Annotated in this window: 13 protein-coding genes; 6 read left to right on the forward strand and 7 right to left on the reverse strand. The window is 63.7% G+C overall.

Translation table 11 applies throughout. The features are described from left to right. Positions 1 to 13 precede the first annotated feature (13 nt). Complete coding sequence (gene djlA, locus PG881_RS13465) at positions 14 to 844, forward strand: co-chaperone DjlA (protein WP_257688717.1); 831 nt, start codon at positions 14 to 16, stop codon at positions 842 to 844. Between the two features lie 76 nt (positions 845 to 920). Here djlA and PG881_RS13470 read toward each other — a convergent pair whose 3' ends face one another. The 3 genes from PG881_RS13470 to ettA all read right to left on the reverse strand — a co-directional run bounded on the left by PG881_RS13470 (position 921) and on the right by ettA (position 4,767). Next, a complete protein-coding gene (locus tag PG881_RS13470) occupies positions 921 to 2,264 on the reverse strand; it encodes an NCS2 family permease (RefSeq protein WP_270800591.1) in 1,344 nt (447 codons plus the stop codon). 267 nt (positions 2,265 to 2,531) lie between these two features. Then, the gene (locus PG881_RS13475; protein ID WP_045790534.1) at positions 2,532 to 2,867 is read right to left on the reverse strand and encodes a hypothetical protein; all 336 of its coding nucleotides are present in this window, start codon (positions 2,865 to 2,867) and stop codon (positions 2,532 to 2,534) included. A gap of 232 nt (positions 2,868 to 3,099) precedes the next feature. Continuing rightward, entirely contained in the window at positions 3,100 to 4,767 is a 1,668-nt protein-coding gene (gene ettA, locus PG881_RS13480) for an energy-dependent translational throttle protein EttA (RefSeq protein ID WP_016349627.1), read from the reverse strand. Positions 4,768 to 5,007: 240 nt separating this feature from the next. Between ettA and PG881_RS13485 the strand changes: the two genes are divergently transcribed. Together PG881_RS13485 and PG881_RS13490 are read left to right on the forward strand one after the other, a co-directional pair. Then, a complete protein-coding gene (locus PG881_RS13485) occupies positions 5,008 to 5,583 on the forward strand; it encodes a Crp/Fnr family transcriptional regulator (RefSeq protein ID WP_270800593.1) in 576 nt (191 codons plus the stop codon). A gap of 57 nt (positions 5,584 to 5,640) precedes the next feature. After that, positions 5,641 to 6,150, forward strand: coding sequence for a YgjV family protein (locus PG881_RS13490; RefSeq protein ID WP_270800596.1), 510 nt, complete (start codon positions 5,641 to 5,643; stop codon positions 6,148 to 6,150). 260 nt (positions 6,151 to 6,410) lie between these two features. Here the strand turns inward: PG881_RS13490 and mtnN are convergent, their stop codons facing one another. Continuing rightward, the gene (gene mtnN, locus PG881_RS13495; RefSeq protein ID WP_270800598.1) at positions 6,411 to 7,247 is read right to left on the reverse strand and encodes a 5'-methylthioadenosine/S-adenosylhomocysteine nucleosidase; all 837 of its coding nucleotides are present in this window, start codon (positions 7,245 to 7,247) and stop codon (positions 6,411 to 6,413) included. A 108-nt stretch (positions 7,248 to 7,355) separates the two neighbouring features. After that, positions 7,356 to 8,210 (reverse strand): lytic transglycosylase domain-containing protein, encoded by an 855-nt coding sequence (locus tag PG881_RS13500; protein WP_029303826.1) that lies wholly within the window; start codon positions 8,208 to 8,210, stop codon positions 7,356 to 7,358. A gap of 181 nt (positions 8,211 to 8,391) precedes the next feature. On the opposite strand from PG881_RS13500, the gene PG881_RS13505 reads away from it, so the two are divergent. After that, positions 8,392 to 8,790 (forward strand): hypothetical protein, encoded by a 399-nt coding sequence (locus tag PG881_RS13505; protein WP_270800600.1) that lies wholly within the window; start codon positions 8,392 to 8,394, stop codon positions 8,788 to 8,790. A gap of 28 nt (positions 8,791 to 8,818) precedes the next feature. Here the strand turns inward: PG881_RS13505 and PG881_RS13510 are convergent, their stop codons facing one another. Continuing rightward, on the reverse strand, positions 8,819 to 9,007 hold the full coding sequence (locus tag PG881_RS13510) for a hypothetical protein (RefSeq protein WP_077095421.1): 189 nt from the start codon (positions 9,005 to 9,007) through the stop codon (positions 8,819 to 8,821). Positions 9,008 to 9,162: 155 nt separating this feature from the next. After that, positions 9,163 to 10,101, reverse strand: coding sequence for a LysR family transcriptional regulator (locus tag PG881_RS13515; RefSeq protein WP_270800603.1), 939 nt, complete (start codon positions 10,099 to 10,101; stop codon positions 9,163 to 9,165). A gap of 330 nt (positions 10,102 to 10,431) precedes the next feature. Here PG881_RS13515 and xapA point away from each other — a divergent pair, with 330 nt between their 5' ends. Both xapA and PG881_RS13525 read left to right on the forward strand, forming a co-directional pair. After that, entirely contained in the window at positions 10,432 to 11,259 is an 828-nt protein-coding gene (xapA, locus tag PG881_RS13520; protein ID WP_270800605.1) for a xanthosine phosphorylase, read from the forward strand. A 25-nt stretch (positions 11,260 to 11,284) separates the two neighbouring features. Further along, positions 11,285 to 12,544: a NupC/NupG family nucleoside CNT transporter gene (locus PG881_RS13525; RefSeq protein WP_029301694.1), complete on the forward strand. Its 1,260-nt coding sequence runs from the start codon at positions 11,285 to 11,287 to the stop codon at positions 12,542 to 12,544. The last annotated feature ends 46 nt before the right edge of the window (positions 12,545 to 12,590 follow it).

Below are 12,590 nucleotides of genomic sequence, written 5' to 3' on the forward strand. Positions count from 1 at the left end.
GAGGTCTTGAACCATGCGTATTTGGGGTAAGGTGCTTGGCGCCTTCTTCGGTTTTCTGCTCGGCAACATCTTCGGTGCCCTGCTTGGCCTCTGGATAGGCCACCGTTTCGACCGTGGCATGGGCTTGAATTTTCGCCGCGCACCCACCCAGCAGCAACAGGCGGTCTTCTTCCACGCCACCTTCGCCGTCATGGGCCATATCGCCAAGGCGAGCGGCCAGGTGACCGAGCAGGAGATCCGGGTCGCCTCCAACCTGATGGACCGGATGCGGCTGGCAGGTGAGCAGCGGGCTCGCGCCCAGGAGTCGTTCCGCCAGGGCAAGGAGGCGGACTTTCCGCTGCGGGAGACCCTGGCCGAGTTTCGTCGTGCCAGCCAGGGCCAGCGCGATATCCTGCGCTTTTTCCTCGAGGTGCAGCTGCAGGCCGCCTTCGCCGATGGCAAGGTCGAGGCCAACGAGCGTGCCATCCTGCACACCATCGCCGATGAGCTGGGCTTCAGCCGCATCGAGCTGGCCCGCATTCTGGCGATGGCCGAGGCGCAGATGAACTTCTTCAACCGGGCGCACGGTGGCCAGTATCAGGATGGCGGGCACAGCGGGCAGCAGTACCGGCAGGAGGCCCCCTCCCGTGACCGGCTCAAGGATGCCTACCAGCTGTTGGGGGTGAGCGAGAGCGACAGCGATCAGGAGATCAAGCGCGCCTATCGCAAGGAGATGAGCAAGCATCACCCGGACAAGCTGGCCGCCAAGGGCTTGCCGCCGGAGATGATGGAGATGGCCAAGGAGAAGACCCAGGAGATCCAGCAGGCCTGGGAGTGGATCCGCGAGGCGCGCGGCATTCGCTGAGTGCCACTTCGTCAGCCATAAAAAATGCCCGTCGCTGACGGGCATTTTTGTTTGCGCAGTATTTGTGCGTCGCGGCTTAGTGGCTGTCGACCCAGACGAACTTGAGCACGAACAGCAGGGCCACCACCAGCACGCAGGGGTTGATCTCGCGCCAGCGGCCGGTACCCGCCTTCATCACGCAGTAGGAGATGAAGCCGACGGCGATCCCCTCGGTGATGGAGAAGCTGAACGGCATCATGACGGCGGTCATGAAGGCCGGCACCGCTTCGGTCAGGTCTTCCCACTTCACCCGGGTCAGCTCGGAGCACATCAGCACGCCCACGTAGATGAGGGCGCCGGCTGCGGCGTAGGCCGGCACCATGGCGGCCACCGGAGAGAAGAAGATGGCCAGCAGGAACAGCAGGCCGACCACGATGGCGGTGAGGCCGGTACGGCCGCCGACGGCGACGCCGGAGCTGCTCTCGATGAAGGCGGTGACCGAGGAGGTGCCCATGAAGGCGCCGCCGACCGAGCTGGCGCTATCCACCAGCAAGGCCTGCTTCATGCGCGGGAAGTGCCCCTTGTCATCGGCCAGCTTGGCACGGTTGGTGACGCCGATCAGGGTGCCGGAGGAGTCGAACAGGTTGACCAGCATGAAGGAGAAGATGATCCCGGCCAGGCTGATGTCGAGCGAGCCCATCAGGTCCAGCTGGCCAAACACCGGCTCAATGCTGGGGGGCATGGAGACGAAGCCCTTGAAGATGACGTCGCCAAACAGCCAGCCCAGGGTGGTGGTCACCACGATGGCGATCAGCACGGCGGAGTGGACGCCGCGGGCGGAGAAGATGCAGATCAGGAAGAAACCGAGCAGCCCCAGCAGGCAGGGCAGGGAGGTGAGGTTGCCCACCGTCACCATGGTGGCGGGGCTGGCGACCACGATGCCGGCGTTGTGCAGGCCGAGCAGGGCGATCAGCAGACCGATGCCGGCGGTGATGCCGACCCGCAGGGTGAGCGGAATGTTGGCGATGAGCCAGTAGCGCACCCGCAGCAGGGTGAGGATCAACAGGCCCATGGCACCCCAGAAGATGGTGCCCATGCCCACTTGCCAGGAGTAGCCCATGCCGGCCACCACCACGAAGGCGAAGAAGGCGTTGAGGCCCATGGCCGGTGCCAGCGCGATGGGCAGGTTGGCGAGCAGACCCATCAGGATGCTGCCGATGCCGGCGATGAGGCAGGTGGTGACGAACACGGCCTGGGTGTCCATGCCGGCCGCAGAGAGGATCTGCGGGTTGACGAAGACGATATAGACCATGGTCAGGAAGGTGGTGATGCCGGCGATCACTTCGGTGCGGGCGTTGGTGCCATGGCCCTTCAGGGCAAACAGACGCTCAAGCAATCCTTGCCCGGCGGCCTGTGCGGGGGCCTGGTGTGGTTGATTCATGTTGGATTCCAATAGGTGACGTGAAATAAGCAGCAGGCGAGGAGCCGGTCCCATCCATGCGGGCGTGATGCCCTGTTTCTGGTGGTTAAACAACCAGACTCGTCCTGATACCGTGACAGCGCGCACATTTTTACACAGGCGGTGCCGTTTACAAACCCCGGATCTGCGAGGCGGATCAATGAATAGAGCAAAAATTCAAACGTTTGCTTTTTCGCCAACAAAAAAGGTTCTCGTCGGAGAACCTTTTTGGCGCAGAGAGGGCAGAGCTCAGAGGGTTTTGAAATAGCGCTCTACCAGTTGGGCCAGCACGGAGTCGAGGGTCTCCTGCACTTCCCCCAGCTCCCGCCCCAGGCGGCGCAGAAACAGGCTGGCCTGCTCCTCGGTCAGCTTGCGGCCGTCGATGAAAAACTCCTGCTCCGGCAACTGCTTGTCATAGCGGGGCAGCAGGGTCCAGTTCACCAGCTCCGGCTCCACGGCGGCGAAGATCTTGGCGGCGGCGGTGCAGAAGGTCTCGATGTGCGCCTTGCCGTCCGGCCCGAGGCAACCGGGCTCGACCCGGATCTGGATGGTCAGTTTCTTCTCTGTGGTGGGCTGGGTCGTCATCTTGCTACATCCATGCATAAGGTATCCGTCTTGGATTGTAAGCGATCGGGCACAAGAAAGGGGAGCCTGGGCTCCCCTTGTCGCATGTACCGGTTTACTTGGCGATTCGCTTGTCGTGGTGGGAACGGTGCGGCTGATGCAGCAGCCGCACTTGTTTGCCCTGTTACTTGGCGATGCGCTTGTCGTGGTGGAAACGGTGCGGCTGATGTAGCAGCCGTACTTGTTTGCCCTGTTACTTGGCGATGCGCTTGTACTTGGCGCGATGCGGCTGGATGGCCTCGGCGCCGTAGGTCTTCTTCTTCCACTCTTCGTATTCGGTGAAGTTGCCCTCGAAGAAGGCGATCTTGCCCTCGTCCTGATAGTCCAGGATGTGGGTGGCGATGCGGTCGAGGAACCAGCGGTCGTGGGAGATGACCATGGCGCAACCCGGGAACTCCAGCAGGGCGTTCTCGAGGGCGCGCAGGGTTTCGATGTCCAGATCGTTGGTCGGTTCATCCAAGAGCAGCACGTTGCCGCCGGTCTGCAGCAGCTTGGCCAGGTGCAGACGGCCGCGTTCACCACCGGACAGCTCGCCAACCCGCTTCTGCTGATCGGCGCCCTTGAAGTTGAAGCGGCCTATGTAGGCGCGGCTCGGGAACTCGTAGTTGCCGATGCGCAGGATGTCCTGGCCGTCGGCGACTTCCTCGAACACTGTCTTCTTGTCGTTCATGCTGTCGCGGAACTGATCCACCGAGGCCAGCACCACGGTCTCACCCAGAGTGATGGAACCTGAGTCCGGCTGCTCCTGACCCGACATCATGCGGAACAGGGTCGATTTACCGGCACCGTTCGGACCGATGATGCCGACGATGGCCCCCTTCGGAATGGAGAAGGAGAGATCGTCGATCAGCTGGCGGTCACCGTAGGACTTGCAGAGGTTTGCCACCTCCACCACCTTGTCGCCGAGGCGCGGTCCGGGCGGAATGAACAGCTCGTTGGTCTCGTTGCGCTTCTGGTAGTCGTTGGTGTTGAGCTCCTCGAAGCGAGCCATACGGGCCTTGGATTTGGCCTGACGGCCTTTCGGGTTCTGGCGAACCCACTCCAGCTCTTTCTCGATAGACTTGCGACGAGCAGCTTCCGTGCTGGCTTCTTGCGCCAGACGGGCATCTTTTTGCTCCAGCCAGGAGGAGTAGTTGCCCTCCCACGGGATCCCTTCGCCGCGGTCCAGCTCCAGGATCCAGCCGGCCACGTTGTCGAGGAAGTAACGGTCGTGGGTGATGGCCACGACGGTACCCTCGTAGTCGTGCAGGAAGCGCTCCAGCCAGGCCACGGATTCTGCATCCAGGTGGTTGGTCGGTTCATCCAGCAGCAGCATGTCCGGTTTTTCCAGCAGCAGGCGGCACAGCGCCACCCGGCGGCGCTCACCACCGGAGAGGTGCTTGATCTGGGCATCCCAGGCCGGCAGGCGCAGGGCGTCGGCCGCGCGCTCCAGCTGGTTTTCCATGTTGTGGCCACCCTGGGCCTGGATGATGGCTTCCAGCTCGCCCTGTTCGCGGGCCAGCTTGTCGAAATCCGCATCCGGGTCGGCGTAGGCCGCATAGACTTCGTCCAGACGGGCCATGGCGCGCTTCACTTCGCCAACGGCCTCTTCGACCGCTTCGCGTACGGTCTGCTCCGGATCCAGCTTCGGCTCCTGCGGCAGGTAGCCGATCTTGATGCCGGGCTGCGGACGGGCTTCCCCTTCGATCTCGGTGTCGATGCCTGCCATGATGCGCAGCAGGGTGGATTTACCGGCGCCGTTCAGACCCAGCACGCCGATCTTGGCGCCCGGGAAGAAGCTCAAGGAGATGTTCTTGAGAATATGACGCTTGGGCGGCACTACCTTGCCGACCCTGTTCATGGTGTAAATAAATTGAGCCATTGGCTAATTCTCTTCCTTTTCAGCAGGTTAATGTCTTGGCACTAACAGACTGATGTCGTGGTGGGGCCAGGTCGACGCGGGTCAACCGGGTTCCAAAAAACCCGTCGATTGTAAACCAATGGGCGAGGGGGGGCAAAGGTGGCACCCAGTCAGCCATCCCCTTTGCCGGGGCCATCACAGCCTGCTGCAACGGGCCGCCAAACTTGGCATGATGAAGGCCCTGTTTGCCCCGGAGTTTGCATGACCAGCCTGCCTTCAGCCCTGCCTCTGGCGGCCACCCTCGTCGCCATGGGGCTGTCACCCGTCATCGGTGAGCCGCTTGCCGCCAGCCTGCCCCGTTTGACCTTGCAGCCGGGTCAGCCGCTGCTGGCCCAGGGGGCGATACAGGAGTCGGCTTTCTACCTCGAGCGAGGCATCGCCCGCGCCTGTCACTACGCCCGGGAGGGGCAGGAGCGCTGCAAGGAGTTCTACTTCGAAGGGGAACTCTGTCTGCTCTACGACAGCTGGCTCACCGGGTCGCCTGCCCGCTACCAGCTGGAGGCCGTTACGGCGCTGCAACTGGTGCGGGTACCGCTCGCCCTGCTGGACCAGCCCGCCTGGCAACCAGTCTGCATGGCCCTGCTGCGCCAGCAGCTGTGCTACAAGGAGCGCAAGGAGGCCTTCTTGCTGCTCCACTCCCCCGAAGAGCGCTACCGGGAGCTCTGCCGCACCTTCCCCCACTGGCCGGCGCGGCTCACTCAGGTGCAGCTCGCCAACTACATCGGCGTCAACCCGGTCACCCTGTCACGGATCCGCCGGCGCATTAACACGGGTTAATGCCGCGCGGCGCCCATTCCCACCATGCTGGGCCCCTCGAACAAGCCTGGAGTGGGGATGATGTCGCTGTTTTTGTGGTCACAACTGGTGGTGAGTCTGGCGCTGCTGCTGGATCTGCTGTCGTTTCAGCTGCGGACGCGCCGGGCCATTCTGGCCTGTTTGGCGCTCTCCTGCGCCCTCAATGGCGCCCATTTCGCGCTGCTAGGACAAGCGTCGGCCGCCCTGCTGCTCTGGCTGGCGAGCCTGCGCTTCGTGGTCAGCATGCTGGCCACGCGTCGCCTCTTGATGTGGATCTTTATGGGGTTGTCCTGCCTCGCGGTGCTCGCCACCTATCAGGGACCGCTCGCCTTGCTGGGGTTGCTGGCCAGCCTGCTGCAGACCCGGGCTGCGTTTTGCCCGGATGATCGCCTGCTGCGGCGCTGGATGCTGCTGGGTACCCTCTGTTGGCTGGCCAACAACCTGCTGGTGGGGTCGCCCGTGGCGGCGCTGATGGAGGGGCTGTTTCTGGTCAGCAATCTGGTGGGCTACTACCGCCACTATGGGCGCAGGGCATGTCCGGGGAGTTGATATCGGAGGCGGGAGAAACCGTGGGGCAAGTCCCGCCTGATAGGGATGACCAAGAAAAGAAGCCGCCATAGTGGCGGCCTCTCTGGCATGTCAGGCTTTGTTGAAGCCGTTGATGAGCGCCTTTGCGTAATCGATGACGAACTGCTGGCAGTGGATGGCGGTTTGCGGATCGAACTCCTCGCCGTGCAGATCGGTGTTGGAGAGCACCCGGATACCGACGACAAATGCCGCCTTGTTGGCCCGGCTGCCACTGCGGTGTATCAGGCTTTGTTGAAGCCGTTGATGAGCGCCTTTGCGTAATCGATGACGAACTGCTGGCAGTGGATGGCGGTCTGCGGATCGAACTCCTCACCGTGCAGATCGGTGTTGGAGAGCACCCGGATACCGACGAAGGGCACCTTGTAAGCCTCTGCCACCAGGGCGGCGGAGGAGGTTTCCATCTCTTCCGCGGCAGTCTGGTAAGTCTGATGCAGCCAGTTGATGCGGGCGACCTGGCGGTTCCACTCGTCGGCGGTGCCTATGATGCCGGGGACCACCCGACCGTGACGATAACGGTCAGCCATGCCGAGGGCGCGGCCAACCAGCTCGGGATCGCCGGCAAAGGCGGTGTGTTCCACCAGCTTGCCGTTGTCGCGCAGGCGCATGGTGACCTCGAAGTTGTGCCATCTGCTCGGGTCGACACCCTGCTCGGCGGGCGTCAGATCACTGCGGTAGGCCCCCATGTTGAAGCTCTTGGTGCCGATGACGATGTCACCCCGGTGCAGCGCCGGATCGTGGCCGCCGGCCGTGCCCTGGTTGATGACGAGGCGCGGCTTGAAGCGCTCCATGGCGAGGGTGGTGGCCGCGGCGGCATTGGCCAGCCCCACCTCGGTGCGGGAGACGACCACCGGATAGCCCGAGAGGGTGCCCTGCCAGTAGGTCCAGGCGCCCACGGTCAGCTCTTGCTTGTCCTTGAGGGCGGCCACCAGGGTCTCGACTTCGACATCCATCGCCCCCTGGATCAGGATGGGGGTGGGAGCCGAGTTGGCCGCCACGATGGCGGAGGAGAAAAGGGCAAACAGGGTGAGCAGGCGCGAGCAGCGTTTGATGAAATTCATGGATTACCTGTAGAACGTGCGAGAAAGCGCCGGATCCTACCGAAAGGCAAACGATTGCGCAAATGCAGGTATGGTTTTTGTCAATAGCGGGCCGCCAGTGAGCCTGGCTCAGGGCTGCTTGTGGCCGGCGAAGTAGAGCACCCGCCGCACATATTGCTGGGTCTCCTGATAGGGGGGGATGCCGCCATACTGCTCCACCGATTTTTCGCCAGCGTTGTAGGCCGCCGACATCAGGGTCCAGTTGCCGTCGAAGTGGGTGTGCAGCCACTTGAGATAGGCCACGCCGCCCTTGATGTTCTGCTCCGGATCGAAGGGGCGGGTCACCCCAAAGCGCTGCTGGGTCTCGGGGATGAGCTGCATCAGCCCCTGGGCATTCTTGGGGGAGACGGCGCGGCTGTCGAGGTTGGATTCGGCGATGGCGATGGCCAGCACCAGCCGTTCGTCGATGCGGTGGCGCTTGGCGGCGTGGCGCAGCATGGTGGCCAGCTTCTGCTTGGCGGGCGACTGGCGGGCCAGATAGGCCTCCAGATTGAAGGGGGTGGTGGGAATGGCGGCGAAGTAGCCGCCGGATCCACCGACGCCGCTGCCGCACTGATCCCCCATCACGGCATTGCCGACCCGGCTGTTGTAGTAGCGGGCGGCCTGCTGGTTGCCAAGGCGGATCGCCATGGCCAGGTAGGCGTTGGCCATGCGGGGGTTGCGAACCGAGCCCGGGCCGGTGGCGAGCAGGCGGCCGATGCGAAAGTAACCTTCCGGGTTACCCGTGGTGGCGGCGGCGCAGTAGAAGTGGATGGCCTGGGTCAGGTTGCCCTGACTCTGTGCCTGCTGACCTTTCTTCAGTGCGCTGAGCGCCTTGGGCGCCTGTCTGAAATCCCTGCTTTGCGCCGCTGCCTGCCCGGTGCCGGCCAGCAACAGCGATAAAAAAAGCAGCAAAAACAGCCTGTTTTCGCTGGAACTCGACATGGATTCTCTCCTGTTGGGGTACAGAAGATATAGGGGAACATGGCCTGTTCTGCCATTAATCCAGTGGATCCTGTTGTTATGGATCCGGGTATCCAGAGATCAAAACGGTATGGAACCAATGACCGAGGCTGGTGCGGCAGGGGTTGGCGACGGCTCATGACGGTCGCCGCCAACAAAGGAGTTGCTAGATAAGCTGCCCCTGGCCAGGCTCGGCACCATCGGCACCATCGGCACCATCGGCACCATCGGCACCATCGGCACCATCGGCACCATCGGCACCATCGGCACCATCGGCACCATCGGCACCATCGGCACCATCGGCACCATCGGCACCATCGGCACCATCGGCACCATCGGCACCATCGGCACCATCGATACCATCAGCACCGTCCATGCCGTTGGCACCGGCGCTGCCATCGCTGCCCGGTTCAGGGAGCCACTGGCCATTGTCCGCCGGCGGACAGTCATCACCTGCCGGGCAGGGCGTGCGGGCCTGCAGCGGGGCGCCGTGCAGGCAGCCAAGCAGCAACAGCAGAGAGCAGAGGGTACGAGTCGGTTTCATGGAATTGACCAGGCATAAACAAGGAGAGAAGGGCCTTGCGGGCCCCTCAGACGTCGAGGTGATAGGGCTGCTCGTCCGGCTCGGCGGCGGACAGCTGGCGATACATCAGGCGAATTTCGCTCGCCACCCAGAGCGAGAGCAGGCCGAGCAGGCTCAGCAGCGGCGCCAGGGTATGGCTCTGTTGCAGTCCGTAGGCAGACAAGGCGGCGCCCAGCAACAGCAGAATACGGATCATGAGGTGACTCCTTCTCATCATGGTGAGGGCGCAGATGCGTTCCCGTGTGGCACCAAGTGTGGCCAGTATACCCCAGCCGGTGCCCGGCAAACCGCCATCCGCTTCACATCCCCATCCTAAGGGCGGAGGTAGTTAAGCGCCATCCGATTAACTCATCAATCCGCGGTCGGCCGGTTCATCTGCGCGCTCATGGTGTCGATGAAGTGGCGGATCGCCACCGCGGCCGGCTGGCCGTCGCCGGGCGGGGCGTAAAGCACGCAGAGATCGGCGGGGATCGCCTGCTCGAGCCGGATGAAGCGCACGTGGGGCCACTTCTGGCGGGCGTAGCTGGCCGGTACCAGCGCCACCTGCAGGCTGGTGGCCACCACCGCCATCAGGGTGTTGGGTTCGACCACCTCCTGATTGAGATGGGGGTAGAAGCCCTCCACTAGGCAGGCGTTGATGATGAGGTCGGTAGAGGAGGAGTTGGCGCGGCTCATCAGCACGAACGGCTCACCCGCCAGCTCGAGCAGAGAGACCAGCTTGCGATCCCGCAGCGGATGCTCGTCCGACACCACCAGCACCATGGACTCGCGATAGATGGTTTCGGCCAGCAGCGGATGGATGTTGACGGTGTCGGCGAAGCGGGCGAGGCCGAGGTCTATCTCCTTGCGCGCAAGCGCCTGTTTCTGCCGCTCAGGGGAGAGCTCGGTGAAGGTTATTTCGAACTCGGGGTGGCGCTGGTGACACTGGCGGATCACTTCGCCAAAGCCGGCCCAGAAGATGGAGCTGACCAGCCCGATGCGGATCTGGTTGCGCTCCATGCGCCCCGCCTGCACCACCCGGTTGAGGCCGCTTTCCAGCACGTCGAACAGCAGGGCGCACTCGGCCTGCAGCAGCCTCCCGGTGGCGGTGAGGCTCACCTGGCGGGTGTGGCGCTCGAACAGCGCCAGCCCCAGCAGGGACTCGAGTTCCTTGATCTGGGCGCTGAGCGGCGACTTGGAGACATTGAGCTGCAGGGCGGCCCGGCTGAAGTGCCCCTGGCTGGCCACCGCATGGAAGTAACGCAGCATCTTGAGGGTGACGCGATCGCGCCAGTGACTGTCGAGGGCCAAGCGACCTCCTTCGGTGGCTGATTGAGGGCCGGGTGCGATCCCCGTCAAAGTTTGCGCGACCGGTGCGGGCGGCAGCAGGGCCGCTGCGCGGCGGATGGTCGATCCGGCTCACACCTTTGCCGGCCCGTTTTGACCGTACCGGGGCTGGCTGGCAGCAAAACGGGGCCAATCAGCGCCATTCATGCCCCTTCCTTTGGTTTTCAGTCATTTCCCGGCAGGAAATTGTGCTGAAAATCGGGATAGTCAGGCCGATTTTAACGATTTTTATCGCCCAATACCTCCCCTAGAGTGAGCGCCATGTCCCATTTACAGCCTCAAGAGGTGCAGCTCATGCAACAAGATCCGGTACTCAACGCCGTCGCCACCATTCTCGCCCGCAAGCCGGGTTGCGCCCCCCGCGCCGCCATGATCCTGGGCTCCGGCCTCGGCGTGCTGGCCGACCGGCTGGAGGAGAAGGTCACCATTCCCTACGAGGAGCTGGACGGCTTCCCGGTCAGCACGGTGGCCGGCCACAGCGGCGAGCTGGTGCTCGGCAAGCTGCACGGGGTGGACGTGGTCTGCATGAAGGGGCGCGGCCACTACTACGAACACGAAACCATGAAGGTGATGACCACCCCGGTGCGCACCTTCAAGCGGCTGGGCTGCGAGCTGCTGCTGGTGACCAACGCGGCCGGCTCGCTGCGCCCGGAGCGGATCGGGGTCGGCTCCCTGGTCATCTTCAACGATCACATCAACACCATGCCGGGCACCCCCATGACGGGCGCCAATGACGAGGCCTACGGCCCGCGCTTCTTCAGTCTGGCCAATGTCTATGACAAGGGGCTGCGCAGCGAGGCGCTGGCGCTGGCCGAGCGGGAGGGGATCGCCGTCAATCAGGGGGTGTTTGTCTCCTACAGCGGCCCCTGCTTCGAGACCGCGGCCGAGATCCGCATGATGCAGATCATCGGGGGCGACGTGGTAGGGATGTCGGTGGTGCCCGAGGTAGTCAGCGCCGCCCACTGTGCGCTGCCGGTGCTGGCCATCTGCGCCATCACCAACATGGCGGAGGGGCTTGGCGACGTGCAGCTCTCCCACGAGCAGACCCTCAAGTGCGCCAAGCTGGCGGAAACGGATTTCATCCGCCTCATCAACGCCTTTATCAAGCACCACTTCCAGTAAGCAGGGAACGACCAGGAGGTCAGTTATGTTTGCAGCAGGATTTCTCGGTATGGCGGCGCTGATCCTCATCGCCGTGCTCGCATCGACCAACCGCAGGGCCATTCGCCTGCGCACCGTGGGGCTGGCCTTGGCCTTGCAGGTCGCCATCGGTGCCCTGGTGCTCTATGTACCGCTGGGGCGCCGGGCACTGGAGGGGATGGCCCATGGGGTCGACGCCGTGCTGGCAAGCGGCAAGGCGGGCATCCACTTCCTGTTTGGCAACCTGGTCAACTTTTCGGTGGACGGCATCGGCTTCGTGTTTGCCCTCAACGTATTGCCGCTGGTGGTGTTCTTCTCGGCGCTGATCGCCGTGCTCTACTACCTCGGCATCATGCAACTGGTGATCCGCTTCATCGGCGGCGCCATGGCGCGCCTGCTCGGTACTTCCCAGACCGAATCCATGTCGGCGGTGGCCAACGTCTTCGTCGGCCAGAGCGAGGCGCCGCTGGTGGTCAAGCCCTACATGCCCAAGATGAGCGATTCGGAGTTCTTCGCCGTCATGTGCGGCGGCATGGCCTCGGTCTCCGGCACCGTGCTGGCGGGCTACGCCATGATGGGGGTCGACATGCAGTACCTGCTGGCCGCCTCCTTCATGGCGGCGCCGGGCGGGATCCTGTTTGCCAAGCTGATCATTCCCGAAACCAGCCAGCCGGACTATGTGTTCGACAACAGCATCCAGTTTGACGGCAAGAAGCCGGAGAACGTGCTGGCGGCGGCAGGCGAGGGGGCCAGCAGCGGCCTCAAGCTGGCGGCGGCCATCGGCGCCATGCTGATCGCCATGATCGGGCTGGTGACCCTGGTCAACACCCTGCTGGGCGGGGTGGGGGAGATGGTGGGCATGCCGCTCTCCCTCGAACTCATCCTGGGCTGGATCTTCTCGCCGCTCGCCTTCCTGCTCGGCGTGCCGCTGGCGGACATCGGCATCGCTGGCGCCATGATCGGCAAGAAGCTGGTGGTGAACGAGTTCGTGGCCTACAGCGACCTCTCCCCCTACCTGAAAGACGCCAGCACTGTGACCGCCGCCGGCCTGCAGGTGCTGGAGGAGAAGTCCAAGGTGATCATCAGCTTCGCCCTGTGCGGCTTTGCCAACCTGGCCTCCATGGGGATCCTGATCGGTGGCCTCGGCACCCTCTGCCCTTCCCGCACCGACTTCATCGCCCGCTACGGCCTGCGTACCGTGCTGGCAGCCACCTGTTCCAACCTGATGAGCGCCGCCATCGCCGGGATCTTCTTCTCCCTGGCCTGAGCGTCCCATCCTTTATCTCGGGGCGCTGCGGCGCCCCTTTCTTATC

Origin of the sequence: Aeromonas sp. QDB54 (genome assembly GCF_027707385.1) — a bacterium.
In the GTDB taxonomy this organism is placed as follows: domain Bacteria; phylum Pseudomonadota; class Gammaproteobacteria; order Enterobacterales; family Aeromonadaceae; genus Aeromonas; species Aeromonas hydrophila.

Excerpts from the sequence above, each read along its gene's own strand:
- PG881_RS13510 (WP_077095421.1), bottom strand. The coding sequence starts at position 9,007 with ATGATCCGTATTCTGCTGTTGCTGGGCGCCGCCTTGTCTGCCTACGGA.
- PG881_RS13475 (WP_045790534.1), bottom strand. The coding sequence starts at position 2,867 with ATGACGACCCAGCCCACCACAGAGAAGAAACTGACCATCCAGATCCGG.
- mtnN (WP_270800598.1), bottom strand. The coding sequence starts at position 7,247 with ATGAATTTCATCAAACGCTGCTCGCGCCTGCTCACCCTGTTTGCCCTT.
- PG881_RS13470 (WP_270800591.1), bottom strand. The coding sequence starts at position 2,264 with ATGAATCAACCACACCAGGCCCCCGCACAGGCCGCCGGGCAAGGATTG.
- ettA (WP_016349627.1), bottom strand. The coding sequence starts at position 4,767 with ATGGCTCAATTTATTTACACCATGAACAGGGTCGGCAAGGTAGTGCCG.
- PG881_RS13485 (WP_270800593.1), top strand. The coding sequence starts at position 5,008 with ATGACCAGCCTGCCTTCAGCCCTGCCTCTGGCGGCCACCCTCGTCGCC.
- PG881_RS13500 (WP_029303826.1), bottom strand. The coding sequence starts at position 8,210 with ATGTCGAGTTCCAGCGAAAACAGGCTGTTTTTGCTGCTTTTTTTATCG.
- djlA (WP_257688717.1), top strand. The coding sequence starts at position 14 with ATGCGTATTTGGGGTAAGGTGCTTGGCGCCTTCTTCGGTTTTCTGCTC.
- xapA (WP_270800605.1), top strand. The coding sequence starts at position 10,432 with ATGCAACAAGATCCGGTACTCAACGCCGTCGCCACCATTCTCGCCCGC.
- PG881_RS13490 (WP_270800596.1), top strand. The coding sequence starts at position 5,641 with ATGATGTCGCTGTTTTTGTGGTCACAACTGGTGGTGAGTCTGGCGCTG.
- PG881_RS13525 (WP_029301694.1), top strand. The coding sequence starts at position 11,285 with ATGTTTGCAGCAGGATTTCTCGGTATGGCGGCGCTGATCCTCATCGCC.